This window comes from Streptomyces sp. NPDC021562 (assembly GCF_040640875.1).
Lineage (GTDB): Bacteria > Actinomycetota > Actinomycetes > Streptomycetales > Streptomycetaceae > Streptomyces.
The window spans coordinates 305,727-331,918 of the sequence record NZ_JBFACN010000002.1 but is presented as its reverse complement, the minus strand read 5'-3'; the positions used below and the strand labels follow the sequence as shown (position 1 = coordinate 331,918).

Here is a 26,192-nt window from a genome sequence, read left to right as displayed (position 1 = left end):
CAGGGGGTCAGGCCGCGGTGGCGGCTGGGTCGACCACCACGCAGGTGGTGATCAGGTCGTTCTCGACGGTCCACCGCCCGCTCAGGGCCGTCAGGGACCGTCCGCCCAGGGGCAGGTGGTGGTGCAGGGACACGTCGAACGACTGGCGGTCCGGGTCGATCGTCAGGCTCGCGTCGTGGAAGTCGAGCCAGCGTCGTGCGAGCGGGAACCAGGCCTTGTAGACCGACTCCTTGGCACTGAACGTGAGCCGGTCCCAGTGGACTTCCGGGCTGCGGGCGTACAGCCGGGTGAGCCGGACGATCTCCTCCGGCCGGGCCACCGCTGGCAGCATCCCGTCCGGCAGTGCCTGGTGCGGTTCGGCGTCGATGCCCAGCGAGGCGATGTCGGCGGCGCGGGCCACGGCGGCGGCCCGGTAGCCCTCGCAGTGCGTCATGCTGCCGACGATGCCGTCCGGCCAGCATGGTTCCCGGCGGGGTCCCGGCAGGATGGGGACGGGGGGCAGGCCCAGCGCGCCGAGGGCCGTGCGGGCGCAGTGCCGGACGGTCCGAAACTCGGCGCGCCGGGACTCCACCACGCTCCGGGTCGCGGCCTCCTCGCCGGGGAAGAGGATCGCGTCCGGCAGATCGCGGAACGCCTCGGCGCAGGCCACCGTGTACGGCAGGATCCGCTTGATCACGGCGCATCTCCTGCGGGCGTCAGCCGAGGTGCGGCTGGGACGGGCGGGTGTGTGCTCATGGCTACTCCGTGCGTTCTGTCGGCGTGCGTCGCCGCGGGGCCGACCGGTGCGCCGTCGGTCGCCCCCCGGGCTTCGCGGTCGTCTCACAGGGCGAGGCGTACGTCGTACTGCTCGAACCAGCGGTTCAGTTCCAGCAGGTAGGACAGACTGATGGCGGGTGTGACCGCGGTGATGGGCCCGGGCAGGTCGCCGAGTCGCGCGGTGACGGCCGTCCGGACCCGCTCCCGGTCGACGAGGTCGAAGACCGGGGCGTGCGGGTCGGCCAGCAGGTCCATGACGAGCTCGCGCATGCGAGCCACGTAGATGTCGTTGCGGCTGGCCGGGTAGGCGCTCTTGGGCCGGTCGACGACCTCGTCGGGCAGCAGGCCGCGGGACGCCTCGCGCAGGACTGCCTTGGGGGTGCCGGCGTGCCGCTTCAGCCGCATGGGGACGTTGAAGAGGTACTCGGCGAGGCGGTGGTCGGCGAACGGCACTCGGACCTCAAGGCCCACCGCCATGCTGAGCCGGTCCTGGCGGTCCATCAGCGCCGGCAGCCAGCGGGTCAGGCCCAGGTGGAACACCTCGCGCTCATGCTGCCGTTCCGGGTCCTCGCTGGCGAGCCGGGGCACCTCCGCCAGCGCCTGGTGATAGCGGTCGGCCTCGTAGCGGGCGGGGTCGATCAGCTGGCGCACGTCCTCGCGCAACAGGATTTCGGGCTGGCGGCGGCCGTACATCCAGGGGAAGGAAGGGTGGGAGACATAGCCGGGGTCGAGCTGCCACAGATAACCGCCGAACATCTCGTCCGCCGCCTCACCGGACAACGCGACCGTGCAGTGTCGACGGATCGTTTGGAACAGCAGGTACATGGTGGTGTCGAGATCGCCCCAGCCGGGCAGGTCGCGGGCCTGCAGTCCGGCGTCGAACCGCTCGACCAGGGTGTCCACGTCAATGTCGCTCACCACGTGCCCGATGCCCAGCGAGGAGGCCACCAGCGCGGCGAAGGGCCCGTCGGAGCTGGGCCGCCAGGTGTCGGAGCCGGGGCCGCCGGCGGCGGGCGGGTTGACCGCGAAGCTGGTCAGACCGCCACCGAGCGCCCGGGCGGCCAGCGCGGTCACCGCGCTGGAGTCGATACCGCCGGACAGCAGGGTGCCGACGGGCACGTCCGCGACCACCTGATGGTCGACGATGTCCTCCAGCAGGGAACGCACGGTGGCGGTCGTGGTGGTGAAGTCGTCGGTGTGCGGGCGCGCTTCGAGCCGCCAGTACGCGCTCTCCCGTACGCCGTTGTCGGTGGCGACCAGCAGGTGGCCGGGCCTGACCTCATGGATGCCCCGGAAGGTGCCGTGCCCGGGGGTGCGGGCCCTCGGCACCGCCATCAGCTCGGCGACGCCCTCCGCGTCCAGCTCGGCCGATATTTCCGGGTGGGCGAGCAGGGCCTTGGGCTCGGAGGCGAAGACCACCCCGTCACCGGTGCGGGCATAGTAGAGGGGCTTGACGCCGAACCGGTCGCGGACCAGGACCAGCCGGCGCGCCCGCTCGTCCCAGACTGCGAAGGCGTACATGCCGTTCAGCCGATGGGTGAAGTCGGTGCCCCATTCGAGGTAGGCGGTGAGCAGCACCTCGGTGTCGGAACGGGTGCGGAACGTCCAGCCGAGAGTGGACAGTTCGGCGCGCAGTTCACGGAAGTTGTAGATCTCGCCGCTGAAGGTGAGGGCCACCTGGCCGCCAGCGCGGTCGGTGCGCACCATGGGCTGCCGTCCGCCGTCGAGGTCGATGACGGCGAGGCGGCTGTGCCCCAGGGCGGCATGCGGCGAGATCCAGCTCTCCTGGGCGTCGGGTCCCCGGGGGACGAGCGTCTTGGTCATGCGTTCGACGACCGGTCCGCTCTGCGTCAGGTCGCGCCGCCAGTCCACCCAGCCAGCAATTCCACACATCTGTCAGCTCCTCTTGAGCCTGTTCGCGGCGAATGCAAGGGAATGGGGAAGCGCCCGGTCCAGGAATGCCAGATCGTGACCGCCCAGGCGCTCGGAGAACTCTGTCTCGATCCCGGAAGCGGCAAGCTTCCGCACGGCTTCCCGGTTCATCCGCAGGATCCGGGGATAGTCGTCGACTCCCACGTCGGCGTAGACGGACAGGCCGCCGCCGTCGTGTTGTTCCAGCAAAGCCGTCAGGTCGTACCGGCCGCGCACCGGGCTGCCGGGCGGTCCCCAGACCCGCTCGTGCGCCTCTGTGGAGGGGATCGCCGTATCCGGGTCGTGGCGCAGACCGGTGTATGGGTCGCCGACGCGTGACGGCGCCTCGAACGCGCCGGCGTGGCTAAGCACCACGTCGAACAGGCCCGGATGGCGCAATGCCTGCATCAGCGCGGCAGCGCCGCCCATCGAGAACCCGCCAACACCGCGGACGCCCTGCCTCAGGTGCACGGCGTAGCGGTCGTCGACGAACGGGATCAGTTCGTCGACGAGATAGTCCTCGTACCGGAATCCGCGGTGGTCGTTGATGAACCAGCGCCGGCCGCTCTCTGGCAGGACCACCAGCAGCTCCAGGGCCGCGAGATGCTCGGTCAGCCGGGTGCCGGTCAGCCAGGTGGTGCGGCTGCCGCCGAACCCGTGCAGCAGATAGAGGGCGGGCACGTCGCGGCCTTCGGCCGTGCAGGTCCGCGGCACCAGCACGCTGGCGCGTTTGACCCGGCCGAGCGCCGGGCTGGCCCACTCCCAGGTCTCCAGGGTGTGGGACGCAAGCTGGCGTTTGTGGACGAGCGTCTGCACCGGTCACCGCCCCGCGTGGACGCGCAGGGCCAGGGACCGGCGGTCGACCTTGCCGGTGGAGGTGTAGTCCAGGGCGGGCACCACCTCGACGTGCTCGGGGATCATGTATCCTGGCAGGAAGTCCCGGCAGTGCCGCCTGAGTTCGCGTGGGTCCGGCGTGGTGCCGGGCGCGGCGGTCACGAATGCCACCAGACGGTCGCCGCCCTCGGGGTCCCGCGCGATCAGGCACACGGCATCCGCGACGTCGGTCCGGCCGTCCAAGACCGCCTCGATCTCCCCCAGTTCGATGCGGTGGCCCTTGACCTTCACCATGGTGTCGTCGCGCCCGCCAAAGACCAGGAGGCCGTCGGCGCGGCGCCGGACCAGGTCCCCGGTACGGTGGAACCGCCGACCGGCATGCTCTACGAAGGCGGCGGCCGTCTTCGCCGCGTCGTTCCAGTACTCGCGCATCACCGATCCGCCAGCGACGCAGAGTTCGCCGACCTGCTCGCCGGTCTCCGGCAGTGCCGTACCGTCCGGGCTACGCAGGAACGCGGTCGTGTACGGGCAGGGGCGTCCGATGGGCGGGGCCGGGGGTGCTTCCTCGGCAAGGTCTTCGGGGCCGAGCCGGTGGAACGTGCACACATTGGTCTCGGTCGGCCCGTACAGGTTGTAGAGGGCGGTGCCGGCGGGCAGTGCGCCGTGCAGGGCACGCAGGTGCCTGGTCGGGTACTCCTCGCCGGCGAAGGCGACCACCCGCAGCCGAGTCCCGGCCAGCTCGCTGCCCGGGGCCTCCACCATGCGCCGCAGCGCGGTGGGCACCGAGTACCAGACGGACACCTCGTGTTCGGTGACGAACCGGACCAGGGCGCGCCCCAGCCCCTGATGGCTCTCAGGGACCAGGGCGACAGAGCCGGCACAGGCGGCAGCGCCGAACAGGTCGAGGACGGACAGGTCGAAATGGAACGGGGCGTGGCTGGCCAGGACGTCCCCGGACGTCAGCGCGAACTCGTCGACGGCCCAGTCCACGAAGGCAAGGGCGGCGGCGTGGGTGAGCACCACACCCTTGGGGGTGCCGGTGGAGCCGGAGGTGTAGAGGAGGTAGGCGACGTCGTCCGGGGTGATGGAGACCCGCACGGGCGGGGCGCCGGCGTACCGGGTGAGGGCCTCCTCCCAGGTGGCGTCGGCTCCGGTGGCCGGGGCACCGGTGTCGTCATCGCCGACGGAGAGCAGCGACAGCCCGTCCGCCACCTCCGGGGCGCAGGACCGCAGGCTCCGGGCCCGCTCCGGGGTGGTGATCAGCCACGAGGCCCCACTGTCGGCGAGGACGGCCGCGGCGCGCTTCGGCGGCGCGGTCGGGTCGATGGGCACGTACGCCGCCCCGCAGCGCAGGATGGCGTGGAGGGCGGCGACGGCCTCCACGGACTTGTTCAGCCAGACGCCGACCCGCCGGCCCGTAAGGGACCCCGTGTCGGTCAGGGCGGTGGCCACGCAGTTGCTGATGCCGTCCAGTTCCGCGTAGCCGACCCGGTGCCGCCGGTCCCGGACGGCGACGGCCTCGGGGTGGTCGCGGACCGCCGCTTCCAGGAGGGTCGTCAACGTCCGTACGGGGACTCCTGTTTGATCTGTCACCTTCACCTCACTCCGAGCTTGGCGGCGACGACGTCGCGTTGCATGTCGGAGGTCCCGGAGGAGATCCGGGTCCCCAGCGCGTCGCGCAGCCGCTCCTCGATTCCGGCCTCCTCGGTGTAGCCGTGGCCACCGAAGATCTGCATGGCGTCCTCGAAGGTAGCCACCGCTGCCTCGCTCACCTGGAGCTTGACCATCTCGGGGAGCGGGGAGGAGGACCGCCCAACGGCGCCCGCGGGGCCGTGGTCCAGTTCCCAGGCCGCCGAGCGCAGCAGACCGCGCGAGGTCTCCAGGCGCAGCCGCATGTCGACGATCCGGTTGGCCACCGACTGGAAGGAGCCAATGCGCCGGCCGAACTGACGTCGGGTCCGGGCCCGGTCCACACACTCCTCCAGCTGGCGCTCCATGGCGCCGAGCAGGGGCGCGAGCAGCAGGGTGCGTTCCCAGGCCATGACGGTCGAGAAGATCGCCGAGCCCTGTTTCTCGGCGCCGAGGCGCATACGATCGGGCACCACGCACTCGTCGAGCACAACTTGGCCCCAGTGGCACGAGTTCAGCCCCATCTTGCGCTGCTCAACCTCCACCCGGACGCCGGGCTGACCGCGTTCGACGAGGAACGCGGTGACACCGGTGAAGCCGAGCCGGCTGTCCAGGGTCGCGTAGACGAGGAAGACGTCCGCGTCGGGAGCGTTGGTGACGAAGCGTTTGTGCCCAGTCAGCACATAGCCACCGGTCTCGCGCCGGGCCACGCTCCGAAGGGCGAGCGCGTCAGAGCCGGACTCGGTCTCGGTGATGGCGTGGGCGCCGACCAGGCGGCCGGAGGCTAGTCCCGGCAGGTAGGCCTCCTTCTGTTCCGGCGTGCCGAACTTCGCCAGCGGCAGTCCGACGGCCCACATGTGGGCGCCGGCGGCGATCAGCAGCCCGATGTCCCGGCAGCCGTGGCCGAGGCCTTCGAGGGCCAGGGCGCAGCTGAGCGCCGAGTGGCCCAGGCCGCCGTGTTCGCGGGGGGCGGGCAGGGCCATGACCCGGAGGTCGGCCAGCGCCTGCCAGTCAGCCGCCGCGGCGCCCTCGGTGCGCAGGCGGTCGTGCAGATCGAGCTGCTCGGGGGTCCAGGCGAGGTCCACGGCCGCCCCTACCGGATCGCCGTCTCGGACAGCCTGGCCAGCGCGCGCTCGACGTCGGCCTCGGCCGAGGAGTCGTCGTCCAGCAGGCCCTTGAGGTACTTCTCGTACGAGCCGAGGTCCATCAGCCCGTGCCCGCTGAGGTTGAACAGGATCGTCTCGGCCGTACCGGTCTCGCGGGCGCGTACGGCCCGGTCGATGACGTGCCGGATGGCGTGGGCCGACTCCGGCGCGGGGATGACCTGTTCTGCGCGGGCGAAGGTCACCCCGGCCTCGAACACCTCGCTCTGCCCGTAGGCGACGGCGTCGATGAGCCCCTCGTGGTACATCCAGCTGATCACGGGGGCCGCGCCGTGGTAGCGCAGTCCGCCGGCGTGGATGGGCGACGGGATGAACGTGTGACCCAGCGTGTACATCTTCGACATGGGTGTGTTGCCCAGCGCGTCGTGGTGGTCCCATGTGTACACACCGCGGGTCAACTTGGGGCAGGACTTCGGCTCCACGGCGACCAGGCGGGTACGGCGGCCGGTGGCGACGGCGTCGCGGTGGAAGGGCATGGTGAGGCCGGCGAAGTTGCTGCCGGCGCCGAGGGCCGCCACCACGGTGTCGGGGTATTCGCCGAGGTCCCGCAGCTGGGCGAGGGCCTCCTGCCCGATGACCGTCTGGTGCAGCAGGACGTGGTTGTCGCCGCTGCCGGCCGAGTAGCGCACGCCGTCGCCCTCGTTGGCGTACTCGTGTGCCTCGGAGCTCGCCACCGACAGACTGCCGGCGCAGTCGGGGTCGTCGGCCAGGATGGACCGGCCGGCCTCGGTGGTCACACTCGGGCTGGGGATGACGCGGGCTCCGTTGAGCTCCATCATCACGCGCCGCTGGGGCTTCTGTTCGTAGCTGCACCGCACCATGTAGACGGTGCACTCCATGTCGTAGGCGGTGCAGGCCATGGCCAGTGCGGTGCCCCACTGCCCAGCGCCGGTGCCGGTGACGAGTTCCCGGACGCCAGCCTTCTTGTAGTAATAGGCCTGGGCGATGGCCGAGTTCAACTTGTGGCTACCGGAGGGGCTCGCGGCCTCGTACTTGTAGTAGATCCGGGCGGGCGTGCCGAGGAACTCCTCCAGTCGGCGGGCCCTGACCAGCGGGGTGGGCCGCCAGCGCTCGTACTGCGCGCGGATCTCGGCCGGGATCTCGATGTACGGCTCGTCGCTGACGCTCTGCCGGTATATGGACAGCGGCAGTTGCGGCCGCAGACCGTGCCGGCCGGGCTGCTGGGCCGGCTTGCGCTCCTCGGGCACATAACCCGCGAGGTCGGCGATGACGTTGTACCAGTGGGTGGGAACCTGGCCCGCGGCGGCGGGGCGCGGTTCGGCGCCGGTGTTCACGGTGCGTCTCCTTGGGATGGGTCAGCTGCTGGCGAGCTCCGGGCCGACACCGGCCAGGGCGAGTTGGGACCGCATCAGGTCGACCAGGCTGCCCACATCGACGAGGTCTGCGGTCATCACGGCCTCGTCGTCGATCTCGCAGCCGAACCTCCGCTCGAGTTCGGTGATGACGCGCAGCAGGGTCAGGGAGTCCAGGCTGATGGTGGTGGAATACAGCGAGGCCTGGTCACGGATGTCCCCGGCCGACAGGTCGAGGTCGAGGATGTCCACCAGGACCTGCTTGACCTGTGTGGAGATGGAATCGGGCATGGAAGTCCCTCCAGTGCACAGCACGTGCCGTGCCGATCGGATGACAGGGTCTGAGGCTGTGCGGGCAGGGCTCAGGCCAGGGCGGCGACACCCGCGGCCGGCGCGGTGTCGCGGCGTACGACGAAGGCGACCAGGCGGCCCTCACGCGCGGTCACCACGGCTTGGGCGACCCCGGGGTGGGTCTGGAGAACGGCCTCGATCTCCCCGGGTTCGATACGGTGGCCGCGGATCTTGAGCTGGTCGTCGCTGCGGCCGAGGACGACGAGCTGTCCGTCGGGCAGCAGCCGGCCCAGGTCGCCCGTGTGGTAGCGGCGCCCAGCCGGGTGGTCGGCGAACCGCCGGGCGGTCAGCTCCGGGTCGCCGAGATAGCCGTGGGCAAGGCCGGTGCCACAGACGTGGATCTCGCCCAGCTCGCCGGTCGACACCTTCTGCCCAGACTCGTCCAGAACGAGGATCCGCGCGCCTTCGACGGCTCGGCCGACGGTGACCTCGCGGCCCGGCAACAGCTCGGTGCCCGTGCACCACACGGCCGCCTCGGTGGGCCCGTACTCGTTGTACAGCCGGGTGTCCGGCTGGAGGCGGGCGTGGTCGTCGACGAGCGGCCGCGGGCACGGTTCGCCCGCCACGACGACGTTACCTGGGCCGCTCGCGGGGCCAGACAGCCGCTGGAGCGCACTGTGGTAGTGCGAGGGCGTCATCGCGGTGTGCGAGATCCGCCCGCCGCACACCAGGAGGGCGTCCACCGCAGCCATGACGCCGTCGAGGGAGGCGGGAGCCAGCTCGACGGTGCCGCCACTGGCCAGGGTCCACCACACGCAGCCGATGGCGGCGTCGAAGGTCATCTGCCAGTTCATCAGGAACCGGCGCACCGGCTCCGGATAGTGCCGGAAACGCGCGAGGGTCATGGCGACGATCGCCCGGTGCGGGACGACCACGCCCTTCGGCTCGCCGGTCGAGCCCGAGGTGAAGACGATGTATGCGGGATCCTCGGAGCCGGACCGGGCGGCTGGCCGCTCACAGCTGCGGTCGCCGAGGCCCACCGCCCAGTGCAGCGGGGCGAGGCTGGCCAGGTCGCCGATCCGCTCCGCCGTGCCCAGCACCGCGCCGGCGTCGGTTCGGACGGCCAGCACCCGCAGTCGCTCCTTCGGGGCGCCGGGGTCGACCGGCACGTGCACCGCCCCGGCCTTGTAGGTGGCCAGCTGCGCAACGAGGGCACGGGCGCTGCGCGGAAATGCGGCGATTACGGCCTGTCCCGGGCGCAGGCCCTGGGCGATGAGGTCCAGGGCAACGCGGTTGGCGGCCTCGTCGAGCTGCCGGTAGGTCAGTTCGCCGTCCTCGGCGGACACGGCCTGGGCGTCCGGGTGCCGGTCCGCCTGCCGCTCGAACAGCGCCGAGAGGGTCGCACCGGGATCGTGCTCCGGCCGGTGGGCCAAGGCGTGTATCGCGCTGCTCACGGGGTGGGCTCCGGTTCCCGCAGGCTGCGCGGACGCATGTCGGTCCACACCTCGGCGACGCGCGCGAGGCAGGCCTGCCTGTCTCCGGTGAAGCCCTCGGCTCGCCAGCCGTCCGGGGCCGGGCGGTCCGCGGGCCAGATCGAGTACTGGTCTTCGTCGTTGACGACGACGATCTGCGTGTCCATGCAACACCTCGGGACGTGGGATGGGGCGAAGGGCCCCGCAGGCGGGGCCGTCTGCGGGGGCCGCACCGCGCGAGCGGTGCGGCCACCGGAGGGTTGGGGGCGGTCAGCGGCCCGGCTTCACGGCCTCGACGAGGATGTGGTAACCGAGGTAGTTGAACGGGGGGACGTCGCCCAGGTTCTTCTCGAGGGTGCGCACCACGCCAGCCACACCGCTGTCGGCGAGGACCTCGTCAGCCAGCCAGGCAGAGATCGTGGAGTTGCCGCGCAGGTGCGTCATGACCAGGCCGGAGGCGGCGAAGAGGGCCTTGAGCTCGTGCGGCGTGAAGCTGTACCAGGGGGCGGTCAGGTCGTTGCCGCCGCGCGTCCTGGTGAACAGCAGCTGCTTGCCCTCGACGTCGGTGATGTCGACAGCGGCGAACCGGTCGCCCTTGAAGAACTGCTCGAACAGACCGTTCTTGACCCCGATGACGAAGCGTCCGCCCGGCCGCAGCACCCGGCTCACCTCGGCGAAGACCCGCTCGCGGTCCTCGAGTGGGATGTGCATCAGGGCGAGCATGCTGGTGACCACGTCGAAGGAGTTGTCCTCGAACGGCAGGTTCGCCATGTCGCCCTCGTGCAGGTCCGCCGTGAGGCCCTGGGCGGCGAGCTTGCCCTCGGTGACGTCGAGCATCGCCCGGGAGATGTCCAGGCCGGTCACCTGCGCGCCGGCGGCGGCCATGGGGACGGTGAATCGGCCGGTGCCGCAGCCGATGTCGAGCACCTTCTGACCGGCCCGAACCTTGCTCAGAACGAAGTCGTACTCGGACTGCGTGAAGCCCTCGTCGGTGGGGCCCTCGCCCGGGATGCGCTCGTCGTACTCGGCGGCGATCTCCTGGTAGACCGAGCGGACCTGGACCTTCTGCGCCTCGGAGATCTGGGTCGGGGCGTTGTCGATAACGGTCACGGAATTCTCCCGTCAAGGAAAGTGGAGGAGGTGGGAATCGAAGAGATTCCAGGGTGAGCGAAAGAAAGCGGAGGAAAGCAAAGGATGACGATGGAAACGAAGGACAGTGAAGCTGTAGAAGCAGTTTCCGAGAACAAGCCCGAGGTTATTTCCTCTAGGGCCTCTCACCTTCTGGATTTAGCGTAGCAGCGATCTGTGGAATTTCACCCGGCGTACTTACGCGATTTTTTCGAGCGGTCCGAAACAGCGCCACGACCGCCGCGGGCAGCAGCACGAAAGCCCCAGTCACGGCGAAACACCAGGCCAGCGGGAGGGGAGTCAGCAGCAGGCCGATCCCAGCCGACCCCGCGGCATTCCCCGTGTTGAAGGCAGTATTGACCCAGGTGCCGGCCTCCGTGCCGCGGGACTCGGAATCCACCTCGCCAGCGATCAGATAGGCCGTGGTCAGTGTCGGCGCCATCAGGAATCCGACGGCACCGGCCAGTGCGCCCAGTCCGACCATTCCGGTGACCTGGCCGGACAGTACACAGAAAACCCCGAGAAAAGTGGTCAGGATCGGCAGCCGGGTACGGGTGGACAGCCGCCAGCGGATCGCGCCGTAGAACAGGCCGCCAAGCGCGCTACTGACTGCGAGCGCCGCCGACACCCAGGAGACCGTGGCGGCCGCCCCGTGCCGGTCCGCGAAGGCGACGGCGAGCAGATTGAAGGCCCCCATGCAGGCTCCCAGGCCGGCGGTGACGAGGACCGGTTCGAGCAGGGCCACCCACCAGCGCGGGTCCCGGCCGGGCGGAGTGGGCGCCCGCTCACCGCCGGTGTCCGGCGGTGGAGCGGCGGAGCCGCGGAAGGAGGCAGCGACCGGGGAGGTGGCGAGGACGGCCGTGCCGCCGAGCAGCAGCATGGCGCTCAGCAGAACCGCGAGGGCGGGTTCCGCGAGCGCCGTGAGCGCCCCAGTCAGCAGCGGCCCGACGACGTAGAGCAAGTCCTCCGCGACTGTGTCCAACGAGTAGGCCCGCTGGAGCAGTTGCTCGTCGTCGGGGACCAGCTCACGCCACAGGGTGCGCATGAAAGGGCCCAGCGGGGGCGCGCACGCACCGGCGGCGGCGCCAAGCACCCACAGCACGGCCTTGGAGGCACCGGACTGCCAGCCCACCGCCGCGATCAGAGCGAGCAGCACGGCGCAGGCGGCTGCCATGGGCAGCAGCGCCCGGTGCACGCCGTGCCGGTCGATGAGGCGGGCGCGGTACGGGGCCAGCAGCGAACTGGCGAGCCCGAAGACGGCCAGGACACCGCCGGCGACGGCGTACGAGCCCGTCGCGCGGTCGACTGTGAGCACCAGTGCCAGGAAGACGATGCCGTAGGCGAACCGGGCGACCAGCGCGGCACCGAACGTGCGGGCGGCTTGCGGTAGTCGGAGGACGGTGAGGTAGGAGGAGGCTTTCGCGGATGACAAGAACACTCCTGCGAGTTCGCGGTGTCCCGGCAGAGAGGGCCGGGACACCTACGGACGGGGGCCCGGGGCGGTGTCGGTCTCGGGGGTGGGGTCCGGCATGCGGGCCAGGGACAGGGCCACGGCGGCGCGCAGGGCGGCGGCCGTCGCCGGGCCCAAGCCGTGCCGGTCCACCGTGGCCAGCGCCTGTTCCGTCATGCCGCCGGGGGAGCTGACGGCGGCGACGGTGCCGGAGAAGGACGCGTCGGGCCGGGCGTGAAGCATCCCCGTGCCGTGCACCGCGTGCCGGGCCAGGTCCTCGGCGAGCCGGTACGGCAGCCCCAGACCGGCGGCCGCCTCCGCCAGGGCCTGGGCGAACCGGGCGAGCAGCGCGGGGCCCGCGCCAGAGAGCGCGCTGACCGTCTCCATGTGCTCGTCGTCGACGACGAAGACCTGGCCAAGCCGTTCGAACAAGCAGGTCACCCGCTCCAGGTCGGCCGACCCGGCCCCCTCCCTGGCAGACAGCACGGTAGCGCCAGCCCGTACGGCGACGGCCACGTTGGGGACCGCGCGCACCACCGGAACCACGTCCCCGACCGCCCGCGCGACGGCGGCCACCGGCCAGGAGGCCACCAGGGACACCAAGACCTGACCCTGCCTCAGCAGCAGCCGCAGCTCGGCGAGCACGTCCGCGGCCTCGTGCGGGTGTACGGCCACCACCACCAGGTCCGCCGACCGCACGGCCCCGGCAATGTCCGAAACCGGCACCAGCCCGGTGTCGTCGGCCAGGGCTCGCGCGCTGTTGCCGTGCCGGCAGACCCCATACAGCCGCTGCGCCGGCACGCCCGACTCGACCAGTCCGGTCACGATCGCCCGGGCGATCCGGCCACAGCCCAGGAAAGCCACCGCTGGGGCGCTCATCCGTGCCCCCCGGTGCCTGTCTCGTCGATGAGGTCGCAGATGGCCGTGACCCCGCGCAGGATCCGCTCCTCCGGCTCGGCGCCCACGGAGACCCGCAGGAACCGGTCGCAGGAGGCGCCGTAGGAGACGCCCGCGACCGTGCTCACGCGGTACCGGCGCAGCAGCTCTGCGGCGAACTCGGTGGAGTCCAGCCGGGAGGAGCCGAGCGACGGGAAGAGGTAGAAGGTGGAGTCGCCCGGCATGCTGGTCACCCCCCGCGCGGCGAAGGCCTCGGCGACCCTGTTGCGCCTGCGGACGACCTCCCGGATCTGCGGGCGGGTGCGCGCCAGGATGTCCTCGAAGTGCTCGGCGAGGTACTGGCACAGGATCGTCGGTGCGCAGGTGACCAGGTGCTGCTGGAGCTTGGCAAGCTGCCGGATCAGACTTTCGTGCGCGATGACGTAGCCCACCCGCCAGCCGGATATCCCGAAGTTCTTCGACATCGAGTTGCAGATCACAGTGTGTCGCTTGTCGGGGTCGAGGGCGGCCGCGGAGCGGAACGGCTCGTCGTCCGGCACGAACTCGCTGTACACCTCGTCCGCGATCAGCAGCAGGCCGTGGGCGTCGACGAGCGCGTGCAGCGTGCGCAGTTCCCCGTCGGACAGGCGCCGTCCGGTCGGGTTGTGCGGGTTGTTCACGATGATCGCCCGGGTGCGCGGAGTGATCCGGGCGGCGATGTCGTCCACGGTCGCGTGCCAGGGCAGTGTGACCGGAACACCGCGACAGAGCCTGACCTGGTCCGGATAGCTGACCCACAGGGGCTCGGGGATGATCACCTCGTCGCCGGGCTCCAGGATCGCCGCGAGCGTCATGAATGTCCCCGACTTGGAGCCAGCGGTGACCATGATCTCGCGGTCGGGGTCGGCCGGGGTCCCAGCCGTCATCTCGTGGTACTTGGCGAGCTTCTGCCGCAGCAGCGGTACGCCCCTGGTGTGCGAGTAGTGGTGGACGGCGGGCGTCAGTTCCTCGAAGGCCGGAGCCGGGATGTCGAAGAAGGCTTCCCCGAGGGAGAGCGTGATGATGTCCGCGCCGTCGGCCTGAAGCTCGTAGACCAGGTTGTTCTGTTTGATTGACGCGGCCTCGCTGATGCCGTCCATCAAGGACGAAGGACGTAGGGGTGCCATCGTGTCTCTCCTCTCGTGGCACGGATGCGGTGGCCGCCTACCGGAGGCCGTCACAGAACGCGGATCTGGCCCTCGCCCCACACCACGTTCTTCACGCAGGTGAGGGAGTCCAGGCCCATGGGGCCGCGGGCGTGCAGCTTCTGTGTGGACACGCCGATTTCGACGCCGTAGCCGAACTCGCCGCCGTCGGAGAACCGGGTGGAGGTGTTGACGAACACGCTCCCTGAGTCGGCCGACAGCGCGAACCGCCGGGCGACGGAGATGTCCTGGGCCACCACCGCCTCCGCGTTGCGGGTGCCGTAGCGGTGGATGTGGTCGAGGGCCTCGTCCACGTCGCGCACCACCTTCACCGCGACGACCAGGTCGAGGTACTCGGTGGCCCAGTCCTCGGCGCCGACGGCCTCGGCCTTGGGCCATACCTGGCGGGTCCGCTCGTCGCCGCGGACGGTCACGCCGCGCGCGGCCAGTTCGTCCAGGCAGGCCGGCAGCCAGGTCTCCGCCAGCGCCTCGTGGACGACCAGCGTCTCCAGGGCGTTACACACGCTGGGCCGTGACGTCTTGGCGTTGACCACGATGTCGGTGGCCCGGGCCGGGTCAGCCGAGGCGTCCACGTAGACGTGGCAGTTGCCGTCGCCGTCGATGACGGTCGGCACCTTGGCGTTCTCCTTCACCGTGCTGATCAGCCCGGGGCCACCGCGCGGCACCACGAGGTCCACGTACTCCTCCGCCGCCAGCAGTTCCAGCACGGCCTCCCGGGAGGTGTCGGGAATGAGCTGCACCGCCGTGGCGGGCACCTCCTGCTGGGCGTCGAGCACCTCGCGGATGACCGCCGCGATGGCGATGTTGCTGTGCTGGGCGATCGAGGAGCCGCGCAGCACGGCCGCGTTGCCGGACTTGAGGCACAGGGCGGCGACATCGGCCGTCACGTTGGGGCGGGCCTCGTAGACGACGGCTACGACACCAAGTGGCTCTCGCACCTGCTCGATGCGCAGACCGTTGGGCCGGGTCTGGCCGCTGGTGACCACACCCACCGGGTCGGGCAGGCCGATGATGGTGCGGATCGCGTCGACCATGCCGGTGATGCGCTTGTCCGTCAGGGTGAGCCGGTCGATCAGGGTGGCGGAGGTGCCCGCGGCCCGGGCCGCCTCGATGTCGAGCGCGTTGGCCTCCTTCAGCTGCTCGCGGCCACCGTCCAGGGCATCGGCGATGCTCTCCAGAACCCGGTCCTTGACCTCGGTGGGTGTCTCGCGCAGGACCCGCGCGGCGGCGGCCGCGGCGCGGCAGATCTCGGTGACGGACATCAGCAGACCTCCAGAAGACTGACGTATTTGCTGGGGTGGAGCAGAACGTGCGCGCCATCGCGCGTGGTTCGGGCGGCGGATAGGGACGCGGCGCCGAGCGGGACCCGGCCCCGGGCAATCGGGTGCGGGTCGCCGACGGCGGTGACGTCGACGACATCTCCGTCTGCGAACCCGCCCTGTGCCGAGACCAGTCGGGCGAGCGGTATGGCTCGGCCGGCGGCGATGTCTGACCGGGTCGACGGATGGCAGTGGAGCGTCCCGCAGGGCGGTGTGGCGAAGGCCCGCCACAACGGCTCCAGGCCGTGCTCCCGGACGGTGCCGCGGGGGTGGACGACGGTGCCGACCGGCTCGCCGGCCAGCAGCCGCCGGAGCACCCGGGGCGCGTGGGCATCAGCGATCACCGCAGTGACACCAGCGAGGGTGGCGATCCACACCGCGCCGAGCTTGCTGACCATGCCACCGGTGCCGGGGCCGCCCGCCGACGCTCCTGCGAGCCGTTCCACCTCGGCCGACATCCCCTTGACCTCAGGGACGAGCCGGGCGGCGGGATCGGTGCGCGGGTCGCTCGCGTACAGCCCGGGCACATCGGTGAGCAGGGCCAGCAGCCGGGCCCGCAGCACCACGGCGAGCAGGGCGGACAATACGTCGTTGTTGCGGACCCGGACCGCGTCGTTCTCGTTGACGACCGGTACGACCCCGTGGTCCAGGGCATGCTCCAGGGCGGACCGCAGGCCCTGGCGGTGCTCCCGGTCGCACAGGTCGAGCGGGGTGAACAGGAACTGGGCCGCGGTCAGTCCGCGCCGGGCCAGGCCCGCGCGGAAGGCCTCGAAGAGCGGTGCCTGGCCGACGGCGGCCGCCAACCGCCAATCCTCGTCCGCGGCACCGTCGTTGCCGAGCAGGAAGCGTCCCTGGGCGATGGCCCCGGAGGCGACCAGCACCGGGCGCACGCCTGCGTGGGTCAGCTCCGCGACGGACGCCGCCAGGGCGTCGGCCTTGACCGGGTCCAGGCACCCGTCAGTGATCAGCGACGACGTCCCGACCTTGATGACGATGCGGTCCGGGTACTGCTGCGGGGCGTGGCCCGGGTTGCGTTCTGGGTGCATGGGCGCGAGGGCACCTTCCGGTCTAGGCGGACGGGGTCGGGGGGAGATGGGGGCCCAGGTGGTAGACGTACCGGCCGGGAATCGACTCCTCGGGCAGGCCGCTGCGGCGCAGTTCCTGCTCCAGGGAGGCAGACAGCGCCCGCTCCAGCTGTGGGGCCAGCACCCGCACGGGGGGCTGCCGCGTGTCCGGGCCGGTGGTGACCGGTTCGCTCAGCGTGTAGTGGGAGCGGGCTACTGGCGCGAGGAAGGAAACCTCCAGCGTGCCGTCGGCGTCCCCGTGCCCCCAGCCGAGCCGCGTCGTCCTGCCGTGCCGGGCGCCCAGCCGCCACAGGTCCTCCGGGTGCAGGCCCGGTCCCCTGCGGCCGCCAGCGCTCTCGGGTGTGAGGCCGTAGGTGTCGCGGAGCCGCAGCGCCTCGGTCAGCCGGGCGTTGGCGACCCGCCGGTATCCGAACGCGCCGGTGTCGTAAGCCAGCCGCCGCACGATCACCTCCGGGTCGGCCGGCGCCTCAGTCGCCCAGTCGGTGTCTTCTGTCTCGGCGGCACAGCCGACGTGCAGGATGACGTCGTAGCGGAACAGCGCCATCTCGTTGGCGGCAAGACCCCGCCGGGGCGCGATTTCGACCGCAGTGATCCGCTCGCGCCCGACCGCGAGCGCGGTGAAGAACCGTGGGTCCACGCTCAGTTCGGTGTCGGTGCGCAGGGCCCGGCCGACCGCCTCAGCGACCTGCCGCGCATCCACGCCCGGGCCCTGCCGCAGGTGCTCGCGCAGGCTCAGGAACGCTTCCAGCAGCACGCCGTTGCGCACATCGCCGATGAACAGGTGGCCACCGTCCTCGATGCCGGCGACCGTCCGCTCGACGACCTGCCGCAGATAGGCGAGCGACGGGAAGTACTGCACCACGGAGTTGAGCACGACCGTGTCGTGGGGGCCCGGGACCGCCTCGATCGCCTCCGGCGCCTCGGCCTGGGCGACCACCACCGGCCCCGCCGAGCCGGTCGCGGCGTGCCGGAGCATCTCGACCGCCGAGTCGGCGTAGTCGGTGGCCACGTACCGCTCCAACCCGGCCTCTCGGCACAGGGGCCCCACCAGCAAGCCGGTGCCGGCCCCGATCTCCAGCAGCCGACGCGGACGCAGTGCCCGGATCCGGTCCACGGTGCCCGCAACCCACTCCGTCATCTGCTCGGGCGGGATGGTGGTGCCGGTGAAGCTGTCGGTCCAGCCCTGGAGCGCGGCGTCGGGCGCGCCGTCCGGGTCGGGGACGTAGGTGCTCTCGAAGACATAGCGCCAGGAGTCCATGAAGGCCTCGAAGTCGTCGGCCCGGATGTCGTCCGCGGGCACCAGGTGGGCCACGGGACGCGTCCTGCCCTCGGTGTCCGTCCCGGCCACCACCACGGCGTCCTGGATCTGCGGGTACGCCTTCAGCGCGGCCGCCACCCGGGCGTACTCCCCCGCGTCCCCGGCACGGTCGCCGGCCAGCGGGGCGATCTGTGCGATCGTCGCGCCGGGGTCGCGGCCGGCTCCGTGGACGAAGGCCTGGAAGGCCTCGGCCAGTTCGGTGATGGTCGAGCGCCGGTACAGGTCGGCGTCGTAGCAGAGTTCGGCGGACAGCCCCTCGCCGTCGCGGGTCAGGTCCAGGGAGAGGTCGAAGCGGCTGCTGGGCACGTCCACGGGGACCGACTCCGTGTCGACGCCCGGCAGGTCCAGGGCCTCGGCGCCGCTGTCCTCGAACAGCTGGCAGGTCACCTGGACCAGAGGGTTCAGGCCCAGGTCCCGTGTGGGGTTGAGGCGTTCCACGATCTGCTCGAACGGGGCTGTCTGGTGGGCGTGGCCGGAGAGCACGGTGTCGTGCACCTGGCTGAGGAACGCGTCGAACGACAGGGTCTCGTCGAGGCTGCCGCGAATCGGCAGGATGTTGACGAACAGGCCTATGAGCCCTTCGAGTTCGGCCCGTGTACGGCCGGCCACCGGCACGCCGACCAGCAGGTCCTGCTGTCCGGTCCAGCGGGCGAGGACCGCCTGGAAGGAGGCGAGCAGCGTGGTGAACAGGGTGGTGCGACGGCGGCGGGCCAGGTCGGTGAGCGCGGCGGTGTCCCGCGGGGAGATCCGGAAGCGGACGGTGGCGCCCCGCCCGCCGTGCACCTCGGGCCGTTCCCGGTCGCACGGCAGCACCAGTTCGGTGGGCGCGCCGGCCAACTGCTCCTGCCAGTAGGACAGATCGGCGGCCAGCCGTGCCGCGTGCTCGGAGCCGCGCTCCCAGGCGGCGTAGTCCTGGTACTGCAGCGCGGGAGCGGGCATCGCGGGGGTCCGGCCCGCCGTCAGGTCGCGGTAGTTGGTGGCGATCTCGGACAGCATCACTTTCACCGACCAGCCGTCGCAGACGATGTGGTGCACGCCGAGGACCAGCAGGTGATCGTCCGGCCCCAGGGTGAGCACGGCGGCCTCGAACAGCGGCCCCTTCTCCAGGTCGTAGGAACGCCGGCCGACCTCCTGGACGTACTCCTCGGCGCGCCGCCGGGCCTCGGCGGACGGCAGCCGGGACAGGTCCCTCAGGGTCACCTCCTGGCCCCACCGCGGGTCGACGGTGACCAGCAGCTGCCGCTCGCCCAGCGCATAGCGGCTGCGCAGCACGTCGTGCCGGGCCACCATGGTCTCCACGGCGCAGGCCAGCGCGGCCACCTCTACCGGTCCGCGCAGCCGGACCGCCTCGACCATGTTGTAACCGGTGTTGTCGGGTGCGATCTGCTGCAGCACCCACAGCCGTTGCTGGGCGGCGGAGGCCACCGCCTGCTCTCTGGTGCCGAGCGCGCCGATCAGCCGCTCCCGGTCGCCCTCGGTACTCAGGGCAGTGGCGAGTCCGGCAACTGTGGGCCGCTCGAACAGGGCCCGCAGGGAGAGACCGGCACCGAGCCGGCCACGGATGCGGGAGATGAGCTGGACGGCGCTGAGCGAATGGCCGCCGAGCTGGAAGAAGTCGTCGAATCGGCCCACCCCGTCCAGACCCAGCACCTCCTGGAAGATCGTCGCGAGCCGCTCCTCCACGCCCGGCAGCGGAGCGACGTAGCGGACCGCCCCGAGCGCGGCGGCGTCGGGCTCGGGCAGAGCGGTGGTGGCGGCCTTGCCGCTCACGCTGCGGGGGATCTCGTCCACCTCCACCAGGGCGGACGGCACCATGTAGTCGGGCAGCCGCCGGACCAGGTGGTCGCGCAGGGCCGCCTGGTCGAGCCCGGGTGCGGCCACCACGTAGCCGACCAGGCGGATGTGGCCGTGGGCGTCCGGCCGGGCCACCACGGCCGCGTCCCGGAGCCCCTCGTGGGCGAGGAGCGCCGACTCGACCTCCCCCGGGTCCACCCGGTAGCCGCGGATCTTCACCTGGCTGTCGAGCCGCCCTACGAACTCCACCTGGCCGTCGGCGCGCAACCGGCCCAGGTCGCCGGTGCGGTACATACGGCCGCCCGGCACCGCTTCGAAGGGATCGGTGACGAAGCGTTCGGCGGTGCGTGCGGGGTCGTCGAGATAGCCGACGGCCAGCTGCGGCCCGGACAGGCAGATCTCGCCGATCACCCCGACCGGCAGCGGCCATCCCGCCGGGTCAAGCACCGCGACCGCACAGTTGGCCAGCGGGCGACCAATCACCGGCCCCGCGTCGCCCTCGATAGGGGCTACCAGGGCGTCAACGGTGAACTCGGTCGGGCCGTACATGTTGACCGCGACGACGTCCGGCGCGGCGGCCAGGGTGTTCCACAGCGACGGGCGGACGGCCTCGCCGCCCAGCACGAACAGCCGAGGCCCGGGGTGCTCCCCGGCCAGCAGGCCGAGACCGACCAACTGTTCCAGGAAGGACGGGGTCGCCTCCAGGACGTCGATCCGCCGCTGGCGCACCGCATCGAGCAGCTGGACGGCGTCGCGGGCCGTGTCATCGTCGACGACGTGCAGTTCGTGGCCGTCGACCATCCACAGCAGCTGGTCCCAGCTGGCGTCGAAGGCCACCGACATGGTGTAGGCGACGCGCAGCCTGCGGCCGGCCACGGTGGCCGCCATCGCCGCGTAATGCGAGGCACGGTGGGAGTGGTACAGGTTCGCCAGCGCCCCGTGCCGGACCACGACACCCTTGGGAGTCGCCGTGGAGCCAGAGGTGAACACGATGTACGCCACGTCGTCCGGGCCGGGTGCCGGCGGGACGGCGCGTCCGGGTCGCGTGCGGACGGTGTGCAGGTCCAGCAGCGGCGGGCCCAGGCGCGCGGCCCGCTCGTGGGCTGCCTTGTCGGTGATGACCAGGCGCAGGGCTGCCTCGTCGGTCATCGCGCGCAGCCGCTCGACCGGATTGGCCGGGTCGAGCGGGACCAGCACCGCTTTGGCGCGCAGCACCCCGAGGACGCCCACCGGCAGCAGGGCCGACCTGGTGACCAGCAGACCCACCCGGTCACCGGGCGCGATCCCGCAGGCGGTGAGCTCGGCGGCGAGCGCGTCGGCGGCCTCGCCCAGCTGCCGGTAGGTCAGCTCGCGGTGCCCGTCGGTCACCGCGAGGTCGTCCGGCCGCTCAGCTATGCGCTCGGCGAGGGCGGTCAGTACGGTCGCACCTGCGGGGACGTCGACGCAGGGGCCCCGGCCGAGCCGGTGCAGGACATCGTGCCTGGCGGTGTCGTCGAGCAGCGGCAGTTCCGGCACCGGGGTGTCCGGGTGCTCGGTGGCGGCCGCCAGCAGGACCGCGAAGCTGTCCGCGAGGTGGGCCACCGTGTCCGGGTCGAACAGGTCCCGACTGTAGTTGAAGGAGGCGTGCAGCTGCTCGCCCCGCCAAGACATGTCCAGGGCGAGGTCGAAGAACGTGGTGGGCTGGGCGGCGTGCAGAGAGTTGGTGGTCGTGCCCGTCAGCTCAAGACCGGGGGTGAATCCCTCGTCGAGCAGCTGGAACATCACCTGGACAAGTGGGTTGACGCCCTGGGTGCGCTCGGGGTTGATCTCCTCCACGATCCGTTCGAACGGCAGCTCCGCGTACTCCTGCCCGTCCAGCACGCTCGCTCGGACGCGCTCCACGAGCTCCCCGAAGGCCGGGTCGTCGCGCAGGTCGCAGCGCAGTGGAAGGGTGTTGACCAGCATGCCGACCAAGGACTCGGTGCCCGCCCGGGTACGGCCGCTCACCGGGTGGCCGACGAGGATGTCCCGCTCGCCGGTGACGCGGGCGAGGAAGGCGTGGAAGGAGGCCAGCAGCACGACACCCGGTGTGGACCGGGTGGTGGCCGCCAGGGCGCGGACGCGCTCGGTGACCGTGGGGTCGATGACGACCTCGTGTACCCCGGATGCAGGAAAGCCCGTCGCCCGCCGCGGCCGGTCGGCTGGCAGGCTCAACACCGTGGGGGCGCCGGCCAGGTGCCGGCGCCAGTGGCGCAGACACTCCTCGGTGCGTTCCTCGTCGAGCCACTCCCGTTCCCAGGCGGCGTAGTCGGTGTACTGGAGATCCGGCTCGGGCAGCCCCGTGGGCCCGCCGAGAACCGCGGCGCGGTAGAGGGCCGCCAGCTCGCCCAGCAGCACGCTCATCGACCAGCCGTCACACACGATGTGGTGTGCCGCGACGGCGACCACGTGCTCGTCGGGGCCCGCCTCGGCGACGTGCAGCCGGATCAGCGGCCCGGTGCGCAGGTCGAACGGTTCGTCGAGCACGGCACGGTGGAACCGGGCCACGGCCGTTTCCCGCTCGGCTCCCTCGGCCGCCCCCAGCGTGCTGTGGTGGAAGCCCAGGCGTGACTGCCCGGTGCCGGGCTCGGCGACGACCTGGACGATCGCTCCGTCGACCTGTTCGAACCGGGTGCGCAGCGCCTCGTGCCGGTTGCACAACTCCCGCGCCGCCCGGGCCAGCGCCTCGGTGTCCAGCGGTCCCGACACGCGGAAGGCCTCGGTCAGGTGGTAGGCCGTGCCCTCCGGCTCCAGGGCCTGGAGCAGCCACAGCCGCTGCTGCGCGAACGCGGCCGCATACCGTTGTTCTGCCATGGGAGAAACCCTTCGTCGAGCAAGTGGGGCGCGATGTGAGCGCGGGAAAATACGGACAGGGGCAGGCGGGGGGAGAGGGACGGGCTCAGCCGGAGTGCGGCCGTTCGCGGTCGGTCCTGCGGCGCAGCACAGGCCGTTGCCGCGCCACCGGCACCAGACGGCGTGCCACGCCCTCGACGGTCGGTTCGTCGAAGAAGGACCGGACGGGCAGCTCCAGGCCGAGGGTCAGGCGCACGTCGTCGATGAGCCGCGTCACCAGCAGGGAGTGCCCGCCGATCTCGAAGAAGTTGTCGGTGACGCCGACCTCCGGCAGGCCCAGCAGCGCGGCCGTGATCCGGCACAGCTCCCGCTCGCGCTCGGTCCGCGGCGGCCGGGCCGCAGCCGACACCGGCCCGGACGGCGCGGGCAGCGCGAGCCGGTCCACCTTGCCGTTGGGATTGACCGGCAGCCGGTCCAGGACCACCAGCGCCGCTGGCACCATGTACCCCGGCAGTCGCTCGGCCACGAAGGCCCGCACCGACGCGGGGTCGGCGGTCTGCCCCTGCCGTGGGACCACGTACCCGATCAGATGCTTGCCCCCGTACTCGGCGTCGGCGGCCGTCACCACTGCCTGCGCCACCGCCGGGGCCTGCCGCAGGACCTCCTCCACTTCTCCCGGCTCGATCCGGAAGCCGCGGATCTTGACCTGGAAGTCGTTGCGGCCCAGGTACTCCAGCTGTCCGTCCGCCCGCCACCGGGCCAGGTCGCCAGTGCGGTACATGCGGCTGCCTGGTGGGCCGAAGGGGTCGGGGACGAAGCGCTGGGCCGTCTCGGCGGGCCGGTCGAGATAGCCGCGGGCCACGGCGGCCCCCGCGACGCAGACCTCACCCGGCACACCGAGGGGCACCGGGCGCAGTTCGTCGTCGACGAGGTGGATCTGCGTGTTCCAGATGGGGCCGCCGATGGACACCTGCGAAGGCTGCCCGGACACCGGCCGGTCCACAGTGTGCCCGGTGGCCGCGTGGGTCTCGGTGGGCCCGTAGTAGTTGTGCAGCCGCCGGCCCGGTACCGCGTCGAAGAAGGCGCGCACCGCGTCGCTGAGCACCAGCGCCTCACCGCCCTGGGCCACATGCCGGAGCCTGGGCAGGGTCAGGCCCAGCCGCAACGCCTCCTGGCACAGCAGCTCGATCAGGGCGGTTGGGGCGAACAGCTCGGTGACGTGGTGGGCCTCCAGCCACCGAGCCAGGTCGGCGGGGCTGCGCCGCACATCCTCGGCGGGCACCGCGAGCGTCTTTCCGCTGGTGCCGGCCGACAGGATCTCTTGGGCGGCGGGGTCGAAGCTCAGCGAGGCGAACTGGGCGGTCACCGAATCCGGTTCGGCCGGCATGACCTCGGCGTGCCAGGCCAGGAGGTTGACGATCGGAGCGGCTGGCATGACGACGCCCTTGGGGCGGCCCGTCGAGCCGGAGGTGTAGATGACGTACAGGGGATGCCCGGGACGCAGCGGGGCCCGGCGGTCGGCGTCGGTGAGGTCGGCGGCGTCCAGGCCGACGATCCGCTCGCCCAGCTCCGGGGCGTCCACGCACAGCGGGGCCGCGCCCGCCGGGAGCCGCTCGGTGGTGTGCACGCTGGTCAGCACCAGGAGCGGAGTGGCGTCCTCCAGCATGGCCCGGACACGGGCGGCTGGGTAGTCCAGGTCCACCGGCAGATAGGCGGCGCCAGTCTTCAGTACGGCCCATAGGGCCACGACCACGTCCGGTGAGCGGGGCAGCGCCAGCGCCACAACCTTCTCGGGGCCCGCCCCGAGGCGTACCAGGTGCCGGGCGAGCCGGTTTGCCCGCGCGTTGAGTTCGGCGAACGTCAGCGTCCCGGTGCTGTGGACGACCGCGGCCCGGTCCGGGGTACGGGCCACCTGTGCCTCGAAGAGTTCGGGCAGCGAAGCGATGGGGACGGAACGTTCAGTGGCGTTCCAGGTCTCGATCCGGGCCCGCTCGGCCGGGGAGCGCACGTCCAGCCGACTGAGCGGCAGCTCGGGGTCGGCGAGGGCCTGTTCCAGCGTCGCCACCAGGTATCCGGCGATCCGCCGGGCGGTGTCCCGGTCGAAGAGGTCGGTGGCGTACTCCACGAAGCCCCGCATACCGCCCGCTCCCGGAGTCGTGGGCGGCGTGAGGTTGAACACGAGGTCGAAGCGGGCCACGCCGAGTCGGGAGGGCTCCTGGCTCGCCTCAAGACCGGACAGGCTGGCCGGCACGCGGGTGTTGTTCTCGAAGACAAGCATGACCTGGAAGAGCGGGTGGTGGGCCGGGTCGCGGCGCGGATTGAGGGCCTCGACCAGGACGTCGAACGGCAGGTCCTGGTGGGCGAAGGCCTGAAAGGCGAACTCCCTTACCCGGCACAGCAGTTCACGGAAGCTAGGGTCGCCGGATGTGTCGGCGCGCAGGACGAGCGTGTTGGCGAAGAACCCGACCAGGTCGTCAAGGGCCTCGTGGGCGCGCCCCGCGACCGGGGTGCCGACGGCGATGTCGTGCCCGGCGCCCAGGCGGGCCAGGGTGGCGGCCAGAGCCGCCTGGACGACCATGAACGCGCTGGCACCGGTCTCGGTGGCGAACCGGTCGACAGCGGAGGTGAGTTCGGGGCCGAGACAGAAGTCGACCGTGTCGCCGCGGTACCCGGTGCGGGCCGGGCGGGGCCGGTCCGTGGGCAGGGCGAGCTGGTCCGGCAGGCCAGCCAGGGCCTCGGTCCAGAAGGCGAGCTGCCGGGACATGAGGCTGCCGGGTTCGTCCGGGTCGCCCAGCAGATCACGCTGCCAGAGGGTGAAGTCGCGGTACTGCACGGCGAGCGGTGGGAGGCTGGCCGTCTCGTGTCGCTCATGTGCGGCGTAGGCGGCGGCCAGGTCACGTGCCAGGGGGGCCAGCGACCAGCCGTCGCAGGCTATGTGGTGGACGACGAGCAGCAGAATGTGCTCCTCCTCGCCGAGGGACACCAGCCGTGCGCGCAGCGGCGCATCGGTGCGCAGATCGAACCCGCGGCGCTCGAACCGGGCCTGCTCGCCAGCCAGTTGGTCCGCTTCCAGCCGGACCAAATCCGGCCGGGGGCGGGCTGCGGCGGTCTCCAGCACCACCTGCCGGGGCTCGCCCGCGGTCTCCGGGAAGACGGTGCGCAGCGCCTCGTGCCGTTCCACCACGTCGGCCAGAGCCGCCCACAGCGCGTCGTGGTCGAGCCGACCGCGCAGGCGCAGCGGCAGCGGGATGTTGTACGCGGCCGAGTCACCGTCGAGCCGGTTGAGGAACCACAGCCGGCGCTGGGCCGGGGAGAGGGGTACGGAGTCCTCGCCCGCCCGGCGTTCCAGGGCCGGGGCGGGTGCGCCGCTGACGGTGAGCCGCGGGAGGAGCAGCGCCACCGTGGGCGCCTCGAACACCTCCCGCACGCTCAGCTCGTATCCAAGGCGGGTGCGGACCCGCCAGACCAGCCGCATCGCGAGCAGTGAGTTGCCGCCCACCGCGAAGAAGTCGGTGTCCACGCCGACTTCCGGCAGCTGGAGCACCTCGGCGAACAGGGCGCACAGAGCCTTCTCCGGCTCGGTGCGCGGTGCCCGTCCCGTCGGTGCACCGGGCAGCACCTCGACGGCTGCGAGCGCCTTCCGGTCGATCTTGCCGTTGGTGGTCGTCGGGAGGTCGTCGACGACCATGACGACGTCGGGCACCAGATAGGCGGGAAGCTTCTCAGCGGCGAAGCGCTTGAGCTCCTGCGCCCAGTCCTGCGGCGGGACAAGGTCATGGACCGCTCGGAGCGGACCGGCGGACGGTTGGTCAGACACGTGTGATCCCCAGGGAGGTG

The 26,192-nt window shown here is 71.7% G+C and carries 17 protein-coding genes; all 17 read right to left on the bottom strand.

Going from position 1 to position 26,192, the window contains the following annotated elements; translation table 11 throughout:
• Window positions 1–7: 7 nt before the first annotated feature.
• Window positions 8–676 (bottom strand): 4'-phosphopantetheinyl transferase superfamily protein, encoded by a 669-nt coding sequence (locus AB0G52_RS03985; protein ID WP_132888431.1) that lies wholly within the window; start codon window positions 674–676, stop codon window positions 8–10.
• Window positions 677–819: 143 nt separating this feature from the next.
• On the bottom strand, window positions 820–2,649 hold the full coding sequence (gene asnB / locus AB0G52_RS03980; RefSeq protein WP_132888430.1) for an asparagine synthase (glutamine-hydrolyzing): 1,830 nt from the start codon (window positions 2,647–2,649) through the stop codon (window positions 820–822).
• A 3-nt stretch (window positions 2,650–2,652) separates the two neighbouring features.
• Window positions 2,653–3,483, bottom strand: coding sequence for an alpha/beta hydrolase-fold protein (locus AB0G52_RS03975; RefSeq protein ID WP_361333411.1), 831 nt, complete (start codon window positions 3,481–3,483; stop codon window positions 2,653–2,655).
• Window positions 3,484–3,486: 3 nt separating this feature from the next.
• Window positions 3,487–5,061: an amino acid adenylation domain-containing protein gene (locus tag AB0G52_RS03970; RefSeq protein ID WP_361333408.1), complete on the bottom strand. Its 1,575-nt coding sequence runs from the start codon at window positions 5,059–5,061 to the stop codon at window positions 3,487–3,489.
• A 35-nt stretch (window positions 5,062–5,096) separates the two neighbouring features.
• Window positions 5,097–6,215 carry an acyl-CoA dehydrogenase family protein gene (locus AB0G52_RS03965; RefSeq protein ID WP_207921685.1) on the bottom strand — a complete coding sequence of 373 codons (1,119 nt, stop codon included), beginning with the start codon at window positions 6,213–6,215 and terminating at the stop codon, window positions 5,097–5,099.
• A gap of 8 nt (window positions 6,216–6,223) precedes the next feature.
• Window positions 6,224–7,588, bottom strand: a complete 1,365-nt coding sequence (locus AB0G52_RS03960; RefSeq protein WP_132888428.1) for a TrpB-like pyridoxal phosphate-dependent enzyme — start codon at window positions 7,586–7,588, stop codon at window positions 6,224–6,226.
• A 21-nt stretch (window positions 7,589–7,609) separates the two neighbouring features.
• Window positions 7,610–7,897 carry an acyl carrier protein gene (locus AB0G52_RS03955; RefSeq protein WP_132888427.1) on the bottom strand — a complete coding sequence of 96 codons (288 nt, stop codon included), beginning with the start codon at window positions 7,895–7,897 and terminating at the stop codon, window positions 7,610–7,612.
• A 71-nt stretch (window positions 7,898–7,968) separates the two neighbouring features.
• Window positions 7,969–9,351, bottom strand: a complete 1,383-nt coding sequence (locus tag AB0G52_RS03950) for an amino acid adenylation domain-containing protein (protein WP_361333403.1) — start codon at window positions 9,349–9,351, stop codon at window positions 7,969–7,971.
• Complete coding sequence (locus AB0G52_RS03945) at window positions 9,348–9,536, bottom strand: MbtH family NRPS accessory protein (protein WP_165939322.1); 189 nt, start codon at window positions 9,534–9,536, stop codon at window positions 9,348–9,350. Before AB0G52_RS03945 ends, AB0G52_RS03950 begins: the two co-directional genes overlap by 4 nt.
• Window positions 9,537–9,639: 103 nt before the next feature.
• Entirely contained in the window at window positions 9,640–10,479 is an 840-nt protein-coding gene (locus tag AB0G52_RS03940) for a class I SAM-dependent methyltransferase (RefSeq protein WP_132888425.1), read from the bottom strand.
• A gap of 154 nt (window positions 10,480–10,633) precedes the next feature.
• Window positions 10,634–11,929: an MFS transporter gene (locus tag AB0G52_RS03935; RefSeq protein ID WP_132888424.1), complete on the bottom strand. Its 1,296-nt coding sequence runs from the start codon at window positions 11,927–11,929 to the stop codon at window positions 10,634–10,636.
• A gap of 48 nt (window positions 11,930–11,977) precedes the next feature.
• Window positions 11,978–12,826 carry a pyrroline-5-carboxylate reductase dimerization domain-containing protein gene (locus AB0G52_RS03930; RefSeq protein ID WP_132888423.1) on the bottom strand — a complete coding sequence of 283 codons (849 nt, stop codon included), beginning with the start codon at window positions 12,824–12,826 and terminating at the stop codon, window positions 11,978–11,980.
• Entirely contained in the window at window positions 12,823–13,989 is a 1,167-nt protein-coding gene (locus AB0G52_RS03925) for a pyridoxal phosphate-dependent aminotransferase (RefSeq protein ID WP_132888422.1), read from the bottom strand. The genes AB0G52_RS03930 and AB0G52_RS03925 overlap by 4 nt, the downstream gene beginning before the upstream one ends.
• Window positions 13,990–14,039: 50 nt before the next feature.
• Window positions 14,040–15,290, bottom strand: a complete 1,251-nt coding sequence (locus AB0G52_RS03920; RefSeq protein WP_132888421.1) for a glutamate-5-semialdehyde dehydrogenase — start codon at window positions 15,288–15,290, stop codon at window positions 14,040–14,042.
• Window positions 15,290–16,393: a glutamate 5-kinase gene (proB, locus tag AB0G52_RS03915; protein WP_361333397.1), complete on the bottom strand. Its 1,104-nt coding sequence runs from the start codon at window positions 16,391–16,393 to the stop codon at window positions 15,290–15,292. The genes AB0G52_RS03920 and proB overlap by 1 nt, the downstream gene beginning before the upstream one ends.
• A 22-nt stretch (window positions 16,394–16,415) precedes the next feature.
• A complete protein-coding gene (locus tag AB0G52_RS03910) occupies window positions 16,416–22,376 on the bottom strand; it encodes an amino acid adenylation domain-containing protein (protein WP_361333394.1) in 5,961 nt (1,986 codons plus the stop codon).
• Between the two features lie 85 nt (window positions 22,377–22,461).
• Window positions 22,462–26,172, bottom strand: a complete 3,711-nt coding sequence (locus AB0G52_RS03905) for an amino acid adenylation domain-containing protein (RefSeq protein WP_361333391.1) — start codon at window positions 26,170–26,172, stop codon at window positions 22,462–22,464.
• Window positions 26,173–26,192 lie beyond the last annotated feature (20 nt).

What these genes read in the sequence shown, in the direction of transcription:
- asnB (WP_132888430.1), bottom strand. Translation starts at nt 2,649, where the DNA reads ATGTGTGGAATTGCTGGCTGGGTGGACTGGCGGCGCGACCTGACGCAG.
- AB0G52_RS03955 (WP_132888427.1), bottom strand. Translation starts at nt 7,897, where the DNA reads ATGCCCGATTCCATCTCCACACAGGTCAAGCAGGTCCTGGTGGACATC.
- AB0G52_RS03945 (WP_165939322.1), bottom strand. Translation starts at nt 9,536, where the DNA reads ATGGACACGCAGATCGTCGTCGTCAACGACGAAGACCAGTACTCGATC.
- AB0G52_RS03930 (WP_132888423.1), bottom strand. Translation starts at nt 12,826, where the DNA reads ATGAGCGCCCCAGCGGTGGCTTTCCTGGGCTGTGGCCGGATCGCCCGG.
- AB0G52_RS03925 (WP_132888422.1), bottom strand. Translation starts at nt 13,989, where the DNA reads ATGGCACCCCTACGTCCTTCGTCCTTGATGGACGGCATCAGCGAGGCC.
- AB0G52_RS03920 (WP_132888421.1), bottom strand. Translation starts at nt 15,290, where the DNA reads ATGTCCGTCACCGAGATCTGCCGCGCCGCGGCCGCCGCCGCGCGGGTC.
- proB (WP_361333397.1), bottom strand. Translation starts at nt 16,393, where the DNA reads ATGCACCCAGAACGCAACCCGGGCCACGCCCCGCAGCAGTACCCGGAC.
- AB0G52_RS03910 (WP_361333394.1), bottom strand. Translation starts at nt 22,376, where the DNA reads ATGGCAGAACAACGGTATGCGGCCGCGTTCGCGCAGCAGCGGCTGTGG.